Source organism: Variovorax sp. YR634, from assembly GCF_900106655.1.
GTDB lineage: Bacteria > Pseudomonadota > Gammaproteobacteria > Burkholderiales > Burkholderiaceae_C > Variovorax.
Window position 1 is genome coordinate 107999 of the sequence record NZ_FNOL01000018.1, and the last position, 19114, is coordinate 127112.

The window sequence follows — 19114 nt, forward strand, 5'->3', positions numbered from 1 at the left end:
TTCCTCAGGTGTTCTTGCTGATCGAGATCGTCGGAAACTTCGCCGAAAAGTCCTTGGCCTTCTCCGCAATGCCGACGGCCACTCGACGTGCAACCGCCTTGTAGATGCCTGCCACGTCCCCTTCAGGATCGGACACCACAGTCGGCGCCCCACTGTCGGCCTGCAGACGGATCTTGATGTCCAGCGGCAGCGCGCCGAGGTATTCCATCTGATATTCAGCCGCCATCTTCTTGCCGCCGTCCGCGCCGAAGATGTGTTCGGCATGGCCGCAGTTCGAGCAGATGTGCACTGCCATGTTCTCGACGATGCCCAGGATCGGCACGCCGACCTTCTCGAACATCTTGATGCCCTTCTTGGCGTCGAGCAGCGCGATGTCCTGCGGCGTGGTGACGATCACCGCGCCCGTCATCGGCACGCGCTGGCTCAGCGTGAGCTGGATGTCGCCGGTGCCCGGGGGCATGTCGACGATGAGGTAGTCGAGGTCTTTCCAGTTGGTCTGGCGCAGCAGCTGCTCCAGCGCCTGCGTGGCCATGGGGCCGCGCCAGATCATGGCCTGGTCCTGGTCGACCAGGAAGCCGATGGACATCACCTGCACGCCGTGGCGCTCCATGGGCTCCATGGTCTTGCCGTCGGCGCTGTCGGGGCGGCCTTCGATGCCCATCATCATGGGCTGGCTCGGGCCGTAGATGTCGGCGTCGAGCAGGCCGACCGTGGCGCCCTCGGACGCCAGCGCCAGCGCCAGGTTGGCCGCCGTGGTGCTCTTGCCCACGCCGCCCTTGCCCGAGGCCACCGCGATGATGTTCTTGACGTTGGGCATCAGCTGCACGCCGCGCTGCACCGCATGGCTGATGACCTTGGTGACGATGTTGACCGACACGTTCTCCACGCCCGGCACCGCCTTGGCGGCCGCCACCAGCGCCTTGCGGATGGCCGCGTGCTGGCTCTTCGCCGGGTAGCCGAGTTCGAGGTCGAACGAGACGTCGCCCTCCGAGATCTGGAGGTTCTTGAGCGACCGGGTCGCCACGAATTGCTTGCCGGTGTTAGGGTCCGCGACGGCCTTGAGCGCGTCCATGAGCCCATCTGGGGTGAGTGCCATTGATCTAACTCCTGAATGGCGGGTAGTCTAGTGCGCTCTCCGAGCCAGCATCGAACAGCCTCCCAATAACCAAAAATGCCAGAGACAAGCCCCGTCGCCACCGGCCTCCTGCTCACCGGGGGCGGCGCCCGGGCCGCCTACCAGGTGGGCGTGCTGGAGGCCATTGCCGAGATCCGGCGCTCTGTCGGCCCTGCCGCCGGCACGGGCAACCCCTTTCAGGTCATCACCGGCACCTCGGCCGGAGCCATCAACGCAGCCGTGCTGGCCTGCGGCTGCGACAACTTCGACCACGTGGTGGCACACATCGCCGAGGTCTGGGGCCAGTTCCGCGCCGAACAGGTGTACCGCGCCGATTCTCTTTCGGTGATTGGCAGCGGCGCGCGCTGGCGCATGCTGCTCGGGCTCGGGCGCTTCGCGGCCAACTGGATGCGCATCAAGCCGAAGTCGCTGCTCGACAACACGCCGCTGGCCGAGCTGCTGCAACGCATGGTGCCGCTCGACCGGCTGCCGCAGCTCATGAAGGAAGGCCACCTGCAGGCGCTGGCCGTGACGGCTTCGAGCTACAGCTCGGGCGAGCACGTCACTTTCTTCGAGGCGGCCGTGCCGATGGAGCCATGGGTGCGCTCGCAGCGCCTGTCGGTGCGCGACCGCATCACGCACACCCACCTGCTGGCGTCGTCGGCCATTCCCTTCGTGTTTCCGGCCACGGCCTTGCCAATGCAGGGGCACACCGAGTACTTCGGCGACGGCTCGATGCGCCAGTCGGCGCCCATCGCGGCAGCCATTCACCTGGGCGCGCAACGCATCGTGGTGATCGGCGCGGGCCGCATGCACGAGCCGCGCGACGCCGACGCGCCCAACACCCACAGCGGCTATCCGACGATGGCGCAGATCGCGGGCCATGCGCTGTCGAGCATTTTTCTCGATGCGCTGGCGGTGGACATCGAGCGCTTGCGCCGCATCAACCACACGCTGGGGCTGATTCCCGAAGAAGCGCGCGCGGCGAGCGCGCTGCGCCCGCTCGACCTGCTGGTGATCTCGCCGTCGGAGCGCCTCGACGTGATCGCGGCGCGCCACGTCGACGCCCTGCCCGGCGCGGTGCGGCATCTGCTGGGCGGCTCGAAGGTAGCAGCCGATGTGAAGGGCGGCGCGCTCGCGAGCTACCTGCTGTTCGAGTCGGACTACACGCGCGAGCTGATGGCGCTGGGGCGCGCCGATGCGATGAAGCAGCGCGACGAGGTGCTGCGCTTCTTCGGCTGGAACGTGGCCTGAGGGGTCTGGCCGCTCAGGTGGCGGCCTGCTCGACCATGCCCTCGCGTGCCATCCACTGCCGCTGCGCCGCGAGGACCTCCTCGCCTGATCGCCCCGTCAATGCACGATACACACCGGGCGCGGTCGCGCCTTCAGTACTGATGAGCAGCACGCGCGCATCGGGGCCCAATCCCGAGGTATCTCGGGCCGCGGGGTCGCCTGCCAGCACCTGCAGCGCCGCCAGGCCGGCCGCGCCGGACTCACCGCTCAGCACGGGCACGTCGCCCGCCTCGCCGCTCGCGAGCGTGCGCATGGCGTGTTCGGCCTGCGCGTCGGTCACTGTCATGAACAGGTCGACGGCCGGTTGAAGAAAGCGCCATGCAAGCGGCGAGGTTTCGCCGCAGGCCAGCCCCGCCATCACCGAATCGACCGAGCCCGTTGCGTGATCGGGCCGGCCGCTGCGCGCGCTTTGCAGCAGGCAGTCGGCCTGCTCGGGCTCCACCACGATGAAGCTCGGTCGCGCCGTGCCGTAGCGCTCCCAGAAATGGCTGACGACGCCCGCGGCCAGCCCGCCCACGCCGCCCTGCACGATGACGTGGGTGAACGGGCACGGCGCACCGGCGGCAACGTCTTCGAGCAGCTCGTCGGCCAGGATGCCGTAGCCCTGCATCACATCGCGCGGCACCTCTTCGTAGCCGTCGTAGGAGGTGTCCGAAACCACCTCCCAGCCGTTGACGCGGGCAAGGCGCGCGGCCTCCTCGACCGACTCGTCGTAGTTGCCGGCGATGCGCACGATCTCCGCGCCGAGCGCGGCAATCGGCGTTTCGCGCTCCTCGCTGACCTGAGCATGCAGCACGATGACGCAGCGGCAGCCAATGCTCTGCGCAGCCGCAGCGAGCGCGCGGCCGTGATTGCCGTCGGTGGCGCTGACGACCACGAAGTCGCGCAGCGCCGCTGCATGCCTGCCCGCCAGAAGCTCCGCGGGCGTCCATCCGCGGTCGGGCCATCGGCGCAGCACGAGCCGCAGCAGCGCAATGGGCGCGCCCAGCACCTTGAAGCTGCCGAGCGCCGAGCGCTTGGATTCGTCCTTGACGACCACCTGTTCGATGCCCAGCTGCGCCGCCAGCCGGGGCAGCGGCCATGCCGGCGTGGGGTGCGGCGCGAGCCGGTTCCAGTGCGACAGCCACTGCCGGCTCTCCTGGCCGCGCGCGATGTTCATCACCTCGCTCAACGATTCGTCATAAGCGCTACGCCGCGCCTGGGGGTTGGTGAACAGCATGCCGGTCAGTCTCTTGTTTCGTTGTGCCGGGGAAGGCGCAGGCGGACGATCTCCGCGAAATAGCGGGCGCCCGTCGCGAGCACCTCGTCATTGAAGTCGTAGCTGCCGTTGTGCAGCGGCGTGCCGCCCGGCTCGCCTTCGGCGCCGTTGCCCAGGAACACGAAGGCGCCGGGCACGGCTTTCAGGAACGCGCCGAAGTCTTCCGAAATCATCATCGGCGCCACGTTGGCATCGACGTTCTCCGCGCCCACGATGGCCGCGGCGGCGGCAACCGCCGTGGGCACGCATTCGGCCCAGTTCACGGTGGGCGCGAACTCGTGCGTGTAGCTGAATTCGCATTCGGCACCATGCATGCGGCAGATGCCCTCGCTGATCTCGCGCATGCGCTTGGCCAGCATCTGCTGCACCGCCGGGTCGTAGCTGCGCGTGTCGCCCTTGATGACGACGTTCGACGGAATTGCATTGCGGATGCCGTCGGTGATGAACTCGGTGCACGAAACCACCGCCTGCGCGCCCGGGTCGAGCGTGCGCGAAACGATGCTCTGCAGCGCCAGCACGATCTGCGCACCGATGACGATCGGGTCGATGCCCATGTGCGGCCGCGCGGCATGCGTGCCGCGGCCCTTCACGTGGATCACGAAGTTGTCTTCGCTCGCCATGAGGCCGCCCGTGCGCGTGGCGATGGTGCCGGCGCGCATGCCGGGCATGTTGTGCAGGCCGTAGATCTCGTCGACCGGAAAGCGATCGAACAGGCCGTCGTCCATCATCGCCTTCGCGCCGCGGCCGTGCTCCTCTGCCGGCTGGAAGATGAAGCGCACGGTGCCGTCGAAATCCTGCCGCTCGCGCAGCAGCTGCGCCGCGCCGAGGATGATCGACATGTGGCCGTCGTGGCCGCAGGCGTGCATCTTGCCGGGCGTGCCGGAAGCGTACGCGCGGTCGGTGGGCAGCTCGGTGATGTTGAGCGCGTCCATCTCGGCGCGCAGGCCGATCACGCCCTTGCCGCTGCCCACCTTCAGGTTGGCCACGAGGCCGGTGCCGCCGATGCCGGTGTGCACGTCGAGGCCCAGCGCCCTCAGCACCCGGGTGACGAAGGCCGAGGTTTTCGCTTCCTCGAAGCCGGTTTCGGGAATGGCGTGCAGTTGCCGCCGCCAGCCGGTGAGCGTTTCGCGCAGGGGTGCATCGGTGAGGTTCATGACGAGATGCTATTGACAATGCGGCGGTATGGGCGCGCAAAATCATCGCCTTCGACGCAACGTTTTTGCGTCACTTCCCATTTCATGACGCCGCTCGACACCCTCGACCTTCGCCTGCTGGAGCTGATCCAGGCGGACAGCCGCATGCCGCAGAGCGAACTGGGCGAGCGCGTGCACCTGTCGACCGCAGCCGTCAACCGGCGGCTCAAGCGCATGCGCGACGAGGGCGTGATCCAGCGCTACGGCGCGGTGCTGTCGCCCGCCGCGCTGGGCCACCCGCTGACCATCGTGGCGGAGGTGGAAACGGAGAGCGAGCAGATCGAACTGCTCGACGCAATGAAGCAGAGCTTCAGAGACTGCCCGCAGGTGCAGCAGTGCTACTACGTGACGGGCGAGTGGGACTTCATCCTCGTCTTCGTGGTGCGCGACATGGCGCAATACACGGCGCTGACGCGGCAGCTTTTCTTCCAGAGCAACAACGTGAAGCGCTTTCGCACGCTGGTCACGATGGATGCGGTGAAGCTCAGCCTTGATGTGCCTGTTGCCTCGAGCTGATCGCAATCCTTGCCGGCATCAGCATCGACCGCAACAGCAGCGCCATCACGCAGACGATGGGGCCCAGCGCCAGCAGCCGGCCGGGCTCGAACGCCAGCCCAGCCGCCGCGCCGACCGCGCAGCCGATCTTGATCCAGCGCGAGACCGCATCCCAGCCACGCCGGTGCGTCACGGCAAACCCGATCAGCGCGGCCCAGCCGCACAGCCCGCCGAACACAGAGAAGACCCAGCTCAGCAGGTAATACGCCGTGTCCATGTCCCGGAACGCGAACGCCGTGCCCAGGCCACGCCAGGTGTGCAGCCAGCCGTCGAACAGGAAGAAGCCGGTGGCTGACGCGGCCCACCAGAAAAACGCGTAGAGGCTCGCGACGCCCGCCAGGAGGGCAAGACACGCGAGTGCGCGCCGGGTGATGTCGTCGAAGGGCATGTGGTCGCGCCACGCTGCGGTGTGTCCGATGGGTCCGTTGTCCATGGCCGGTGCTCCATTGATGTGTGCAATGGGGGCCGAAGTTAGACACCGAATGTGCGGGCCGCGTGAAGCCCGCGTGAAGTGGTGCGATCAACCCTCTTCGGAAATCCCCAGCTCCGAACACACGCGCCCCAGCAGCGCCTTCAACGACGCCACCTCGGCTTCGAGCCGCGCCACATTGGCCTTCAGCGCCGCGACCTCGCCCAGCGACACATCGTGCGCGGCATAAGGCACATCGGAGGGCCCAGCCACCTCTTCCGCCGGCGCACCGCTCAGCAGATGCGCCCAGCGGCTCTCGCGCGCACCGGGCAAGCGCGCCAGCTTCACCACCAGCGCACCGGCCGGTCGTTCCGCGAGCTCATTCAAAAAGCCTTCGACCGACGAGATGTCGGCGAAGTTGTGCATGCGGTCGCAGGCGATGCGCAATTCGCCCGCCGTCTGCGGCCCGCGCAGCATCAGCACGGTGAGCAGGATGACCGACTGCGACGGGATGCGCAGCACGCGGTCGATGTTGTGCTCGTAGCGGAAGGCGCGCCCGCCGCTGGTTTCCGCGACGAGGCTGTAGCCCTTCAGGCTGTCGATGGCGGCCTGCACCTGCGACTCGGCGAGTTCGAGCACGGGGTTTCGGCTGGTCTTCTGGTTGCAGCCCGACAGCAGGGAATTGAGCGTGAGCGGGTAGCTGTCGGGCACGGTGCGCTGCTTTTCGGCCAGCACGCCGAGGACACGGGTTTCGAGAAGGGACAGAACGGGCAGCGGTGTGGTGGACATGGCTCGGGGATCGATGATGAAACGCAGAAGGCAGGCAGGCGCCGCACTCAGGGCGACGCGACGCCAAGGATAGGCCCCAGCTCCCGCACGAAATCGCTTCTGTGCAGCGCCGTCGAATGCAGTGCCGAAACCGTGCCGTCGAGATACAGCGCGTCCCGGCAGTGGAGCACATCGCGGAAGTAGAGCGCGAACTCGTAGAAATTCACCGGCGTCTCGCTGATGACGAAGATCGCCGTGTGACCGATCACGCCAACGCCGTTGCGGATCTTGCGCGAATCGGAATGGGGAATGAAAGCGGGGTGCACGACGCCGCGGCGCAGCAGCAGCGGGCCCGACTGCGTCGCGAGGCGTACGCCCTGCGCCAGCGCCGGGTATTCCGACGACTCGACCACGCGCGGCCCCGTGTCCGACACGAGGAACACACCGTTGGGCTTGAGGAAGAAATTGCCGGCACCGTCGGCCAGGTTGAGCGGTGCCTCTTCGCGGCCATTGCGCACCAGCAAGCCGACCGGGGAAAAGTCCTCGTGGTACATGCCGGCGTTCACCGCGAAGCCCAGTTGGCGGTGACGCTCCTTCAGCCAGGCATCGAGCCGGTCGAAACGCTTGAACGGCACGCCCGCGTCGTCGCGCAGGAACAGTTCGAGCCGCTCGGTACGCAGGTCGACCTTCACCACGGTGAAGCGCGGGTCGGCCGCAGCGAAGCCTGCGAACAGCAGAGCCCCCAGGAGCAGCAGAAGCCTTCTCATGCAGCGCCCGCGAGCCCCGCTCCGGTCAACCGCCGTTGATGCGGCTGACCAGCGCCTTCGTGAACGCCGCCGTGCCCGCCGTGCCGCCGAGGTCGCCCGTGCGCACCTTGTCGATGTTCAGCGTCTTGTCGATGGCCGTGCGCAGGCGCGTGGCCAGTTCGGGCAGCTTCACGTGGTCGAGCATCAGCGCGGCCGCCAGCAGCAGTGCGGTGGGGTTGGCGATGCCCTTGCCGGCGATGTCGGGCGCGGAGCCGTGCACCGCCTCGAAGATCGCGGCGTCTGCGCCGATGTTGGCGCCGGGCGCCATGCCCAGGCCGCCGACCAGGCCCGCCACGAGGTCGGACAGGATGTCGCCGAACAGGTTGGTGGTGACCAGCATGTCGAACTGCCAGGGGTTGAGCACCAGCTTCATCGCGCAGGCGTCGATGATGACCGTGTCGAGCTCGAACTTGCCCTTGTACTTCTTCTCGTAGAGGTCCAGGCCGGTCTCCAGGAAGATGCCCGTGAGCGCCTTCATGATGTTGGCCTTGTGCACGATCGTGACCTTCTTGCGGCCCGTGGCCACTGCCGTCTCGAAGGCGTATTCGAGCAGGCGGCGGCTGCCCTGGCGGGTGTTGATGCCGGTGGCCATGGCCACGGCATGCGGGTCTCCGTCGATGGGCACGTAGTGCTCGTGGCCGATGTAGAGGCCTTCGAGGTTCTCGCGCACGACGACCAGGTCGATCTTGTCGAAGCGGCCGCCGGGGATGATGGTGCGCGCGGGGCGCAGGTTGGCGTACAGCTGGAATTCCTCGCGCAGCCGCACGTTCGACGAGCGGTAGCCACCGCCCGACGGGGTTTCGAGCGGGCCCTTCAGGGCCAGGCGGGTGCGGCGGATGCTGTCCAGCGTGGCTTGCGGCAGCGGATCGCCCGACGCCTTGACGCCGCCCAGGCCGGCGATCTGCGTGTCCCAGGTGAAGGGTGCCTTCAGCGCATCGAGCGCGGCCAGCGTGGCGTCGACGATTTCGGGGCCGATGCCGTCGCCGGGGATCAGGGTTGCGGGAATGGAGAGGGTGGTCATCGGCTGCGTCTCGCTTTCTGTATCGGGGGCTGGAGCATACGTCGCGCGCGAGACAGTGCCGCGCGCCCCCACGCTCAAGGCACCTTCTGCTTGAGGTGTTTGTGGTACGCAAAGGTGCCGATGACGCCCTGTACGTAGAAATAGAGGAAGAGCAGCGAAGTGAACACGTTGCCACCGCTGATACCGCCGATGCGCATCATCAGGAACTTGGAATAGATGAAGTAGAGCAGCATCAGTACCGCGCAAACACGGCTCTTCCTGTAGATCCCGAAGGACAGCCCCAGGATCACCGCGACGTCCAGCAGTTGCGCGAGACCGAAGCCGAGCAGGCTCGTCCCCGAAACCGCGATCAGAACGAAGATGAGCGTCACCGCCGCCGAAACCAGGCCGGCGCCCCAGGCAAGACGGATCTTCTTGCGTATGGCATCTGGCACTTGCGGCGCGACGACAGGCATCAGCACTTCCGCGGTCGGTGGGGCAAAGCGATCGTCAGACATGGTCTTCTTCCTCCCTGTTTGTCGCCTCGACTTTATCGGCCGGGCAATTCCTCGTCCACCAGCGTCATGCGGTCCACGACGCGGCCCGGCACAAGCAGGGCACCGGGCGCGATCACCGCATTGGCGCCGATGCGCGCCCCATCTCCGACGAGCGCACCGAACTTGTCGCAGCCCGTGCCTTGCAGCGAGCCGCCCTCGCCGCTTCGCACGAGGATCTGCTTGTCGGCACGCTCGTTGCGGTGGTTGCAGATGATGCTGCCGGCTTCCATGTTGACGCCCGCGCCGATCACCGAGTCGCCGACGAAGTTGAAGTGCGCGAGCGCCGTGCCCTCGAAAACGAAGGACGATTTCAGCTCCACGCCCGGCCCGATGGTGCAGCGGGCGTCGACCCAGTTGCCGCCGCGCAGGTAGGTGCCGGCGGCCACGAAACAGTCCGCCCCGAGGATCAACGGGCCCTTGAGCACCGCGCCCGGCTCGACCCGGGCGCTGCGGTGAACGGCGACTTCGCCCTCGACGACGTAGTCGCCAGCGGGCAGCCCGGCCAGCAACCGGCGCACGATTTCAGGGGCGCGCGGCGGCAGTTCCCAGGGCTGCGAGGTGGCCCACGGCGCCAGGGGCGAACCGGTGAATCCGGCGATGTAGGCAGCGAGTTCGATGGCATGCGTCATGGGGTCGATGCTGCCATCGAACACCTCCCGGGACGCCGCCACCTAAAATGCCCGGTTCCCGTCAGTCAGTCCAGTCAGCCACTCCCGAAAGCGCCCTTCCCGATGTCCGCCCCGCGCAAGCTCTTCGTCACCACCGCCCTGCCGTATGCCAACGGCAAGTTCCATATCGGCCACATGATGGAGTACATCCAGGCCGACATCTGGGTGCGGAACCAGCGAATGAATGGCGCCGACGTCAACTTCGTCTGTGCCGACGACGCGCACGGCGCGGCCATCACCATCGCGGCCGACAAGGCCGGCGTGACGCCGCAGGCCTTCGTGGCCGAGATCGCCGCGGGCCGCAAGCCGTATCTCGACGGCTACTACATCTCCTTCGACAACTGGCACTCGACCGATGCGCCCGAGAACCACCAGCTGGCGCAGGACATCTACCGCGACCTGCGCGCCAACGGCCTGATTGCTACCAAGAGCGTCGAGCAGTTCTACGACCCCGCAAAGGGCATGTTCCTGGCCGACCGCTTCATCAAGGGCGAGTGCCCCAACTGCCATTCGAAGGACCAGTACGGCGACAACTGCGAGGTGTGCGGCGCCGTGTACGCGCCCACCGAGCTGATCAACCCCTACTCGGCCCTGTCGGGTGCAAAGCCCGAGCTGCGCAGTTCGGAGCACTTCTTCTTCAAGCTGTCGGACCCACGCTGCGAGGCCTACCTGAAGGAATGGACCGCCGCCGCGGGCCACGTGCAGCCCGAGGTGCAGAACAAGATCCGCGAATGGCTCTACAAGGACGACGAAGGCAAGGGCGGCCTCGGCGACTGGGACATCAGCCGCGACGCGCCCTACTTCGGCATCGAGATTCCCGATGCGCCGGGCAAGTACTTCTACGTGTGGCTCGATGCGCCCGTGGGCTACCTGGCTTCGCTGAAGAACCTGCTCGACAAGCGCTGCATCGAACTCGGCGGCGACGGCATCTCGTACACCGAGTACATGGCCGACCCCGACCTGGAGCAGGTGCACTTCATCGGCAAGGACATCATCACCTTCCACACGCTGTTCTGGCCCGCGATGCTGCACTTCAGCGGCCGCAAGGCGCCCGACGCCGTGTACGTGCATGGCCACCTGACGGTGAGCGGCGAGAAGATGAGCAAGAGCCGCGGCACCGGCATCGACCCGCTCAAGTACCTGTCGATCGGGCTCGACCCCGAATGGCTGCGCTACTACATCGCCGCCAAGCTCAACGGCCGCAACGAGGACATCGACTTCAATCCCGAGGACTTCGTCGCGCGCGTCAACAGCGACCTCGTGGGCAAGTACATCAACATCGCGAGCCGCGCCGCGGGCTTCATCGGCAAGCGCTTCGGCGGCAAGCTGGGCGAGGTGTCGGCCGACGGCGACGCGCTGCTGTTCGCGCTGCGCGACGCGGCCCCGCAGCTGCACTCTCTGTACGACGGCCGCGACTACGCCCGCGCGCTGCGCGAGGTGATGGCGCTGGCCGACAAGGTGAACGAGTACGTCGACCAGAACAAGCCCTGGGAACTGGCCAAGAAGGAAGGCGCCGAGGCGCGGCTGCACGACGTGTGCACCGTATGCATCGAGGCCTTCCGCCTGCTCACGCTGTACCTGAAGCCGGTGCTGCCGGCGCTGGCCGTGAACGTCGAAGCCTTCCTGAAGATTTCGCCGCTGGTCTGGACGGACGCGGCGCAGTCACTGCCCGCGGGCCACGCCATCGGCGAGTACAAGCACCTGATGCAGCGTGCCGATGCCAAGCTGGTCGACAAGCTGTTCGACGCGCCCGAGCCCGCACCGGCCGTCGCCGTGGCAGAAGAATCGCTGCCGGGCGGCGAAGCCATCGCGCCCACCATCACCATCGACGACTTCGCGAAGATCGACCTGCGCATCGCGAAGATCGTGGCCTGCGAGAAGGTCGAGGGCTCGACCAAGCTGCTGCGCCTGACGCTCGACGCCGGCGAGGGCAAGACCCGCAACGTGTTCAGCGGCATCGCATCGGCCTACCAGCCCGAGCAACTCGTGGGCAAGCTCACGGTGCTGGTCGCCAACCTCGCGCCGCGCAAGATGAAGTTCGGCGTCAGCGAAGGCATGGTTCTGGCTGCGAGCCATGGCGACGAAAAGGCCCACCCGGGCATCCATGTGCTCGAGCCGTGGCCGGGCGCGACGCCGGGCATGCGCGTTCGCTGAAAGAGAAGAAGAAAAAGAAAAACAGGTCCGGCCGGGCGACTGGCCGGGCTAGCCGAACTTGTTGTTCAGCACGAGGTCGGCAAACACCTTGCCGCCCACCGAGATGTGGTCGCGCATCGCCTCCGCGGCGTTGTCCGCGTGGCCCTTCAGGATCCACTCCACCACCCGTTCGTGCTCCCGCTGTGAAGCGGCCAGGCGCCCGGGTTTCTCGAACATCCGCCCCCTGTAAGCCGCGATGCGCAGGCGCACCGTCTGCGCCTGCTCGACGATGAACGGATTGCCGCTGGCACGGTAGATCACGTCGTGCAGCACGGCATTGGCCTGCTGGTAGGCCTCCGCGTCGTTCGCCTCCGCCTGCGCGGCGGTGCCGGCCAGCGCGCGCAGCAACTCGTCGCGCAACGCCGGGCCGATGCGCAACGCCGCCAGCCGCGCCAGCACGCCTTCAAGCTCGCCCAGCGCTTCCATCATCGCGACCAGTTCGTTCGCCCGCAGCTGGCGCACGTAGATGCCGGTGCGCGGAACGATGTCGACCAGGCCGCGCGCACTCAGCAGCAGCAGCGCCTCGCGCACCGGCGTGCGCGAGGTGTTGAAGCTCAGCGCCAGCGCCTTTTCGTCGATGGGCATGCCGGGCGACAGCGTGCCTTGCTGGATGTCTTTTTCGAGCCGGCCACGGATCTGGTCCTGCAGGCTGGGGGTGTCGAGGGTTTTCGCGGGTTGCATGGGAATCGCGATATTAGCTAACCTTACAGATATATCAATTCAGTCATTTGGTACATCAATGCTCCCAACACTCCACATCGAAGGCCCGGTCGCCTTCCTGACGCTGCGCCGCCCGCAGGCCGCGAACAAGCTCGTGCCGGAGGACCTGCCCGAGCTGGTTCGCCTCGTGGAGACGGTGAATCGCTCACCTGAAGTGCTGGTGCTGGTCCTCCGGTCCGAGGGCAAGTACTTTTGCAGCGGCTACGATATATCAGAGGTGGCCTCCAGCAGCCAGACCGAGGGGCGCAGCTTCGGCGACATGGTCGATGCGCTCGAAAACTGCCGCGCCGTCACCATCGCGGCGGTGCATGGCGGCGTCTTCGGCGGCGCCACCGACCTGGTGCTGGCCTGCGACTTCCGCGTGGGCGTGCGCGGCGCCGAGATATTCATGCCCGCCGCTCGGCTCGGCCTGCACTACTACCAGAGCGGCATGGAGCGCTATGTGTCGCGGCTCGGGCTGGACACGGCCAAGCGGCTCTTTTTGACCGCCGAAAAGCTCGACGGTCCCGCCATGCGCGACTGCGGCTTTCTCACGCAACTGGTCGACGACGCACAGGCGCTCGACGCCGAAGTACTGCGCCTGCGCACCACGCTCGCCGGCATGGCGCCGCTGGCGCTGCTCGGCATGAAGAAGCACCTGAACCAGATTGCGCGCGGCAGTGCCGACGCCGCTTCGATCCAGCGCGAAGTGCAGCGCACCGTCGCTTCCGAAGACCTGGCCGAGGGCGGCCGTGCCTGGCGCGAGAAGCGCCTGCCGGTCTTCAAGGGCCGCTGACCGGGCGCCGCCCTCCCCATCGATACGACAAGAAACCGGAGACAAAGACATGAAGCAACAACTTCGCGCCATTTCATTCGCCGCCGCGGCGCTGCTGGCTTCGGCCGGCGCCCTGGCGGACAGCTACCCCACGCGGCCGATCACGCTGGTGGTGGGCTTTCCCGCCGGCGGCGGGGCCGACACGGTGGCACGCATCGTCAGCGACAAGATGGCCAAGCTGCTGGGGCAGCCGGTGATCATCGACAACAAGCCCGGCGCGGGCACCACCATCGCGTCGGACCAGGTGGCGCGCGCGGCGCCCGACGGCTACACGCTGCTGCTGGGCAGCGCCAACCTATACGGCAGCGACAAGCTGCTCTACAAAGCCGTGAAGTACGACGGCGCGAAGAGCTTCGTGCCCATCTCGCGCTGGAGCTCGGCCCCGATGCTGCTCGCCGTCAACAAGGACGTGAGCGCAAAGACCGTGCAGGCACTGATTGCCGAAGCGCGGCAGAACCCGGGCAAGCTGGCCTATTCGTCGTCGGGCACCGGCGTGGTGACCCACCTTGCGGGCCTGTCGTTCGAAAAGGCGGCCGGCGTGACGATGCTGCATGTGCCCTACAAGGGCGGCGCCCCGTCGATCCAGGCAGTTGCCGCGGGTGATGTGCAACTGACCTTCGGCACGCCGCCGTCGGTATTGCCGATGGCCCAGGGCCAGAAGCTGCGCGTGCTGGCCGTGACCTCAGGCCAGCGCTCGCCGCTCTTTCCCGATGTGCCGAGCATTGCCGAGGCCGGCGTGAAGGGCTACGACTACACCTTCTGGTTCGGCCTGTTCGCACCGGCCGGCCTGCCGCCTGAAATGGCGCAGAAGCTGTTCGACGCCAGCGTGGCGGCACTGAACGACCCCGACGTGAAGGCGCGGATGGAAAAGTCGGGCAACGAATCGGCGCCATCGAAATCGCTCGCCGAGTTCCGCAGTTGGGCCACGGCCGAAGGCGCGAAATCGAAGGAACTCACCGAGCGCTCGGGCGCGACCGTCGAATGATGCCGGGCACTTCTTCCAACGCGTCCGCAGCCACAGCCGCAGCCACGGCGGGCCCGCTGCACGGCTTTACCGTCATCGACCTGACGCGCGTGCTCGCGGGCCCGTACTGCACGCTGCTGCTTGCCGACCTGGGCGCGCGCGTCATCAAGGTGGAGCAGCCGGGGCTGGGCGACGATGCCCGCCAGATCGGCCCGTTCGTCGAGGGCGACTCGGCCTACTTCATGTCGGTCAACCGCAACAAGGAGTCGATTGCGCTGGACCTGAAGGCGCCGGCCGACCGGGCGGTTTTCGAGTCGTTGCTGGCCACGGCCGACGTGCTGGTCGAAAACTTCCGACCCGGCACGATGGAAAAGCTGGGCTACGACTGGCCGACGCTGCATGCGCGCTTTCCGAAACTGGTGTTCACCTCGGTCTCGGGCTTCGGACAGACGGGGCCTTACAGCAGGCGCCCCGCCTACGACATGGTGGTGCAGGCGATGGGCGGAATCATGAGCCTGACCGGCCACCCCGGCGCGCCGCCGACGCGCGTGGGCGTCTCGATCGGCGACCTGGGCGCGGGCCTGTATGCGGCCATCGGCACGCAGGCCGCATTGCTGCAGCGCGGGCGCACCGGCCTGGGAGACAGGGTCGACGTGGCGATGCTCGACTGCCAGGTCGCGCTGCTCGAGAACGCGATCTCGCGCATGGAGGCCGATGGCCGCGCGCCGGGGCCCATCGGCTCGCGGCACCCGTCGATCACGCCCTTCGACGTGTTCCGTGCTTCCGACGGCTGGTTCGTGATCGCGGCGGGCAACGACGCGCTGTTCCAGCGCCTGTGCACGGTGCTGGAATTGCCGGCACTGCAGGACGACGAGCGCTTTGCCACCAACCCCGGGCGCTGCCAGCACCACGAGGTGCTGAAGCAGTTGCTCGAAGAGCGCCTGGCGTCGGCGACTTGCGCGCACTGGCAGGCGCTGCTGATGCAGCACAACATTCCCACGGGCGGCTACAACGACGTGGCCGCGGTGGTGAACGACCCGCAGGTGCAGGCGCGCGAGATGCTGGTGCAGGTGCGCACGCAGAGCGGCCGGCCGCTCACGGTGGCGGGCAACCCGGTGCACGTGGGTGGCCACCGCACGCAGGTGCTGCGGCAGCCGCCACGGCTGGACCAGGACCGCGAAGCGATTCTTGCGGAGCTGGCGCAACCCTGACGACGGAAGGCCGCGGCCTGCGCCCGCTCAGTCCGCGGCGAGCCCCAATCGGGCGACATGCGGCGGCGTGTGCAGCGCCTTCTCCTTGCGCACGAACGCGGACCGCAATGCGCGGTGCGGCTCGCTGGCATCGAAGAAATTGCGGCGCATGTGCGCCAGTTCTTCATCGCGGTACTGCTGCAGCGGCTTTGCGGCTTCGTCTTGCGCGCGCGCCGCCTGCTTCTTCGCGATGCGCGCGGCCAGGTCCGGCGAGGCGGCCAGTTGCGCGGCCAGCCGCGTCACTTCATCGCCCAACTCTTCCGGCGCGGCCTGCAGCACGCGCTCGGCCATGCCGAGTTCGACGGCGCGCCTGGCGCTCACGGGCAGGGCCGATTGGGTCAAACGCTGCGCCTCGGCGGCGCCGACGCGGCGCGGCAGGGTGTAAGTCCAGTATTCGGAGCCGTGCAGGCCCATCAGCGTGTAGTGCGGGTTGAGCACGGCGCCGTCGCGGCACCACACTTCGTCGGCCGCCAGCGCGAGCATCACGCCGCCGGCCGCCGCATTGCCGCCGAGTGCCGACACGGTGAGTCGGTCGGTGGTGCTCAGCACCGCCTCGACCAGGTCGTTCATTGCGTGGATGTTGGCCCACGACTCCTCGGCCGGGTCGTCGGCCGCCTCGATCACGTTGAGGTGGATGCCGTTGGAGAAAAAATCGCGCAGGCCGCCGAGCAGCAACACCGAGGTCGGACGGGTGCAGGCGAAGCGATAGGCCTGCAGCAGCCGGCGGCACTGCACGGTGCTCATCGCGCCGCCTGGGAATGAAAAGTTCAGCACGCCGACCGCGCCATGCTCGCTGTAGCGGATGTCGGACCAGGTGCGGCGTCCGGTCGGCAACTGCAGCGGTGCTGGCACCTCCGGCACTTCGAAGGGCAGCAGCTCGCCGAGCGCCTGCACGGCCGGCAGCTTGTAGCTGGGCAGCCGTGAGCCGGGCTCGCGCCAGGGGCGCAGTTGCGCGATCCATACCGCGCCGTCGACGGTGGCTCGGCAGACGGCACCGGCGCGGGTGGCGATCAGCTCGCCGGGCTTGTTGCCGCGCAGTTCGTCTTCGGGATGGCCGCCGTGCAGGTACCACTGCGCGCCCAGCAGTTCGTCGAGCACGCCGGGCTGCGAATCGGCCGCGCGCAACTGGCGCAGCACAAATTCGGTCGTGTCGGTCGCCCAGTCGATGCGGCGCTGCGCCTGCTTCATGAAGGGCCGCCAGCCGGCGGCAAGGGCTGCGGCCTTCTGCTTCTGAGGCTTGTACTTGCCCGAGGCGAAGCGCTCCACCGCCAGCAGCACCGCATCGAGCGCGGCGTCGGCCACCTCGCCGCGGTAGAGGTCGCTCTTGCCGGCCAGCGGCGGCACCTTCAGCGGCGACCATGCCCAGACATCGCCCGCATCCATCTCGGCCACGGCCTCGAGCACGGTGACGCCCCAGCTTTCGACGCCGCCCTGCAGCGTCCAGTCGAGCGACGAGGGCCCCCGGTCGCCCGGCGGGCCGGGATGCACGATCAGGCAGGTGTGGGCGGTCCAGATGTCCTGGGGAATGGCGGTGGTCAGCATCGGCGCCACGATGAGCTGGGGCGAATGCAACCGCACGGCTTCGCGCAGGGCCTCGTCATTGCCGAGGGCCAGCTCCACCCCGACGGTGTGGCCGCGATCCTGGAGTTCGGCGAGAACCCGTTGCGTCAGGCTGTTGAACGCGCTTGCGACAAGCAGGATGTGCATCGGACGAACCTCGGTAATTTCGGTGACCAAATGTCAATGAATGTCAAAAATGTATCGGGATCCTTTGTTCCGGATAAGTTGAGCGAAAGTTCGCATCGGCATGACTCACCCGTCTGCGGCCTGCCGCACGGCAGGGGGCAGTCCACAATGAACGACTCATGCATTCCCCGCTGAACCTCACCCGCTTCCGCCCACGCCTGATGGACGCGCTCGCGGGATACGACCGCGAGCGCTTCTTCAAGGACCTGGGCGCGGGCGCCACGGTCGGCATCGTGGCGCTGCCGCTGGCCATGGCCTTTGCCATCGCCTCGGGGCTCAAGCCCGAGGCGGGCATCTGGACGGCGATCATCGCGGGCTTCCTGATCTCGCTGCTGGGCGGCTCGGCGGTGCAGATCGGCGGGCCGGCCGGGGCGTTCATCGTGATCGTCTACGGCATCGTCGAGCGCTACGGCGTGGCGAACCTGCTGATTGCCACCGCGTGCGCGGGCGTGCTGCTGTTCATGGCGGGGCTGTTCGGGCTGGGGCGACTGGTGCGCTTCGTGCCACTGTCGATCGTGGTGGGCTTCACCAATGGCATCGCGGTGTTGATATTGCTGTCGCAGCTCAAAGACCTGCTCGGGCTGACGGTGGCGAAGATGCCGGCCGACGTGTTCTCGCAGCTGCATGCGATGGCGCTGCAGATCGGCACCTTCAACCCCTATGCGTTCGCGCTCGGCATCGCCTGCGTGGCAGGGCTGCTGCTGTGGCCGTTGCTGCTGAGCAGCGACTCGAAGGTGGGCACCGCGGTGCTGCGCGTTGCTGGCCGGGTGGCGCGCACGCGCGCCGTGCAGGTGGGCGCGCGCATGCCGGGGCCCATCGTGGCGCTGGTCACGCTCACGCTGGTGTCATGGGGCTTCGAGCTGCCGGTGGAAACCATCGGCACGCGCTTCGGCGGCATTCCCGAAGGCGTGCCGGCCTTCGCGCTGCCCGATTTTTCGTGGGAGACGGTGAAGCAGCTCGTGACGCCCACGCTGACCATCGCGCTGCTCGGCGCCATCGAATCGCTGCTGTGCGCACGCGTGTCCGACCAGCTCAGCGGCCAGCCGCGCCACGACCCCAACCAGGAGTTGATGGCACAGGGCATCGCGAACATCGTCACGCCCTTCTTCGGCGGCATGCCGGCCACCGGCACCATCGCGCGCACCGTGACCAACATCCGCTCGGGCGGCACCTCGCCGATCGCGGGCATCGTGCATGCGATCACGCTGCTGGCGGTGGTGCTGCTGGCCGCGCCGCTGGCGCGCCACGTGCCGCTCGCGGTGCTGGCAGGCATCCTGGTGTTCGTGGGCCTGAACATGGGCGAATGGCGCGAGTTCACGCCCACGCAGCTGCGGCATTTCAGCCGGCATTACCGGCTGCTGATGCTGGGCACCTTCTTCCTCACCGTGGTATTCGACCTGACGGTGGCGGTGCAGGTGGGCATCGTGCTGGCTTGTGCGCTCTTCATCCGGCGCATGAACGGACTGTTCAGCGTCGAACTGGTCACGCTGCAGCCGCCGGTGCTTACTTACAGCCTGTACGGCGCGCTGTTCTTCGGCGCGGCGGCCAAGCTCGACGAGGCGGTGAATGCCGCCGAGCGCGCGCCGCGCGGCATGACGGTGGTGCTGGACGCCACGCACCTGATCTACATCGACGCCACCGGTGTCGATGCGCTGCGGCAACTGCACCGGGCGGTGCTGGCGCGCGACGGGTTGCTGCGCATCGAGTCGTTGCAGCCGCAGCCGCTCGAGGTGCTGGTGCGTTCGGGGTTTGCCGAGGAATTGACGACGGGCCAGCCCGGCGCGTCGCACGGCGCATAGCCGCCAT

General features: G+C 67.6%; 18 protein-coding genes. 7 read left to right on the plus strand and 11 right to left on the minus strand.

Annotated elements, in window-relative coordinates:
- Positions 1 to 4: 4 nt before the first annotated feature.
- Complete coding sequence (gene apbC / locus BLV60_RS25220) at positions 5 to 1096, minus strand: iron-sulfur cluster carrier protein ApbC (RefSeq protein WP_093058020.1); 1092 nt, start codon at positions 1094 to 1096, stop codon at positions 5 to 7.
- Between the two features lie 75 nt (positions 1097 to 1171).
- On the opposite strand from apbC, the gene BLV60_RS25225 reads away from it, so the two are divergent.
- Entirely contained in the window at positions 1172 to 2368 is a 1197-nt protein-coding gene (locus tag BLV60_RS25225) for a patatin-like phospholipase family protein (protein WP_093058021.1), read from the plus strand.
- A gap of 13 nt (positions 2369 to 2381) precedes the next feature.
- Here BLV60_RS25225 and BLV60_RS25230 read toward each other — a convergent pair whose 3' ends face one another.
- Both BLV60_RS25230 and BLV60_RS25235 read right to left on the minus strand, forming a co-directional pair.
- Positions 2382 to 3626: a diaminopropionate ammonia-lyase gene (locus BLV60_RS25230; protein WP_093058022.1), complete on the minus strand. Its 1245-nt coding sequence runs from the start codon at positions 3624 to 3626 to the stop codon at positions 2382 to 2384.
- A gap of 5 nt (positions 3627 to 3631) precedes the next feature.
- Positions 3632 to 4819 carry a M20 aminoacylase family protein gene (locus BLV60_RS25235; RefSeq protein WP_093058023.1) on the minus strand — a complete coding sequence of 396 codons (1188 nt, stop codon included), beginning with the start codon at positions 4817 to 4819 and terminating at the stop codon, positions 3632 to 3634.
- Between the two features lie 84 nt (positions 4820 to 4903).
- Here BLV60_RS25235 and BLV60_RS25240 point away from each other — a divergent pair, with 84 nt between their 5' ends.
- A complete protein-coding gene (locus BLV60_RS25240) occupies positions 4904 to 5374 on the plus strand; it encodes an Lrp/AsnC family transcriptional regulator (RefSeq protein WP_093058024.1) in 471 nt (156 codons plus the stop codon).
- Here BLV60_RS25240 and BLV60_RS25245 read toward each other — a convergent pair.
- The 6 genes from BLV60_RS25245 to BLV60_RS25270 all read right to left on the minus strand — a co-directional run bounded on the left by BLV60_RS25245 (position 5343) and on the right by BLV60_RS25270 (position 9582).
- On the minus strand, positions 5343 to 5846 hold the full coding sequence (locus tag BLV60_RS25245; RefSeq protein ID WP_093058025.1) for a hypothetical protein: 504 nt from the start codon (positions 5844 to 5846) through the stop codon (positions 5343 to 5345). The two genes, BLV60_RS25240 and BLV60_RS25245, sit on opposite strands and share 32 nt — an antisense overlap.
- An 87-nt stretch (positions 5847 to 5933) precedes the next feature.
- Complete coding sequence (locus BLV60_RS25250; protein ID WP_093058026.1) at positions 5934 to 6611, minus strand: YceH family protein; 678 nt, start codon at positions 6609 to 6611, stop codon at positions 5934 to 5936.
- 47 nt (positions 6612 to 6658) lie between these two features.
- The gene (locus tag BLV60_RS25255) at positions 6659 to 7357 is read right to left on the minus strand and encodes a phosphodiester glycosidase family protein (protein WP_093058027.1); all 699 of its coding nucleotides are present in this window, start codon (positions 7355 to 7357) and stop codon (positions 6659 to 6661) included.
- Positions 7358 to 7382: 25 nt separating this feature from the next.
- Positions 7383 to 8417: an isocitrate/isopropylmalate dehydrogenase family protein gene (locus tag BLV60_RS25260; protein WP_093058028.1), complete on the minus strand. Its 1035-nt coding sequence runs from the start codon at positions 8415 to 8417 to the stop codon at positions 7383 to 7385.
- A 74-nt stretch (positions 8418 to 8491) separates the two neighbouring features.
- Complete coding sequence (locus tag BLV60_RS25265) at positions 8492 to 8914, minus strand: hypothetical protein (protein ID WP_093077415.1); 423 nt, start codon at positions 8912 to 8914, stop codon at positions 8492 to 8494.
- A 32-nt stretch (positions 8915 to 8946) separates the two neighbouring features.
- Positions 8947 to 9582 (minus strand): LbetaH domain-containing protein, encoded by a 636-nt coding sequence (locus tag BLV60_RS25270; RefSeq protein ID WP_093058066.1) that lies wholly within the window; start codon positions 9580 to 9582, stop codon positions 8947 to 8949.
- Between the two features lie 102 nt (positions 9583 to 9684).
- Between BLV60_RS25270 and metG the strand changes: the two genes are divergently transcribed.
- The gene (gene metG / locus BLV60_RS25275) at positions 9685 to 11775 is read left to right on the plus strand and encodes a methionine--tRNA ligase (protein ID WP_093058030.1); all 2091 of its coding nucleotides are present in this window, start codon (positions 9685 to 9687) and stop codon (positions 11773 to 11775) included.
- Positions 11776 to 11823: 48 nt separating this feature from the next.
- Here metG and BLV60_RS25280 read toward each other — a convergent pair whose 3' ends face one another.
- Positions 11824 to 12495, minus strand: coding sequence for a GntR family transcriptional regulator (locus BLV60_RS25280; RefSeq protein ID WP_093058031.1), 672 nt, complete (start codon positions 12493 to 12495; stop codon positions 11824 to 11826).
- A gap of 58 nt (positions 12496 to 12553) precedes the next feature.
- Between BLV60_RS25280 and BLV60_RS25285 the strand changes: the two genes are divergently transcribed.
- The 3 genes from BLV60_RS25285 to BLV60_RS25295 are packed head-to-tail and all read left to right on the plus strand — an operon-like array spanning position 12554 to position 15523.
- The gene (locus BLV60_RS25285) at positions 12554 to 13309 is read left to right on the plus strand and encodes an enoyl-CoA hydratase/isomerase family protein (protein WP_093058032.1); all 756 of its coding nucleotides are present in this window, start codon (positions 12554 to 12556) and stop codon (positions 13307 to 13309) included.
- A 49-nt stretch (positions 13310 to 13358) separates the two neighbouring features.
- Positions 13359 to 14333: a Bug family tripartite tricarboxylate transporter substrate binding protein gene (locus BLV60_RS25290; RefSeq protein WP_093058033.1), complete on the plus strand. Its 975-nt coding sequence runs from the start codon at positions 13359 to 13361 to the stop codon at positions 14331 to 14333.
- Complete coding sequence (locus BLV60_RS25295; protein WP_256329574.1) at positions 14330 to 15523, plus strand: CaiB/BaiF CoA transferase family protein; 1194 nt, start codon at positions 14330 to 14332, stop codon at positions 15521 to 15523. Before BLV60_RS25290 ends, BLV60_RS25295 begins: the two co-directional genes overlap by 4 nt.
- A gap of 27 nt (positions 15524 to 15550) precedes the next feature.
- Here BLV60_RS25295 and BLV60_RS25300 read toward each other — a convergent pair whose 3' ends face one another.
- On the minus strand, positions 15551 to 17269 hold the full coding sequence (locus BLV60_RS25300) for an enoyl-CoA hydratase-related protein (protein WP_093058034.1): 1719 nt from the start codon (positions 17267 to 17269) through the stop codon (positions 15551 to 15553).
- A 158-nt stretch (positions 17270 to 17427) separates the two neighbouring features.
- On the opposite strand from BLV60_RS25300, the gene BLV60_RS25305 reads away from it, so the two are divergent.
- Positions 17428 to 19107 carry a SulP family inorganic anion transporter gene (locus tag BLV60_RS25305; RefSeq protein WP_093058035.1) on the plus strand — a complete coding sequence of 560 codons (1680 nt, stop codon included), beginning with the start codon at positions 17428 to 17430 and terminating at the stop codon, positions 19105 to 19107.
- Positions 19108 to 19114 lie beyond the last annotated feature (7 nt).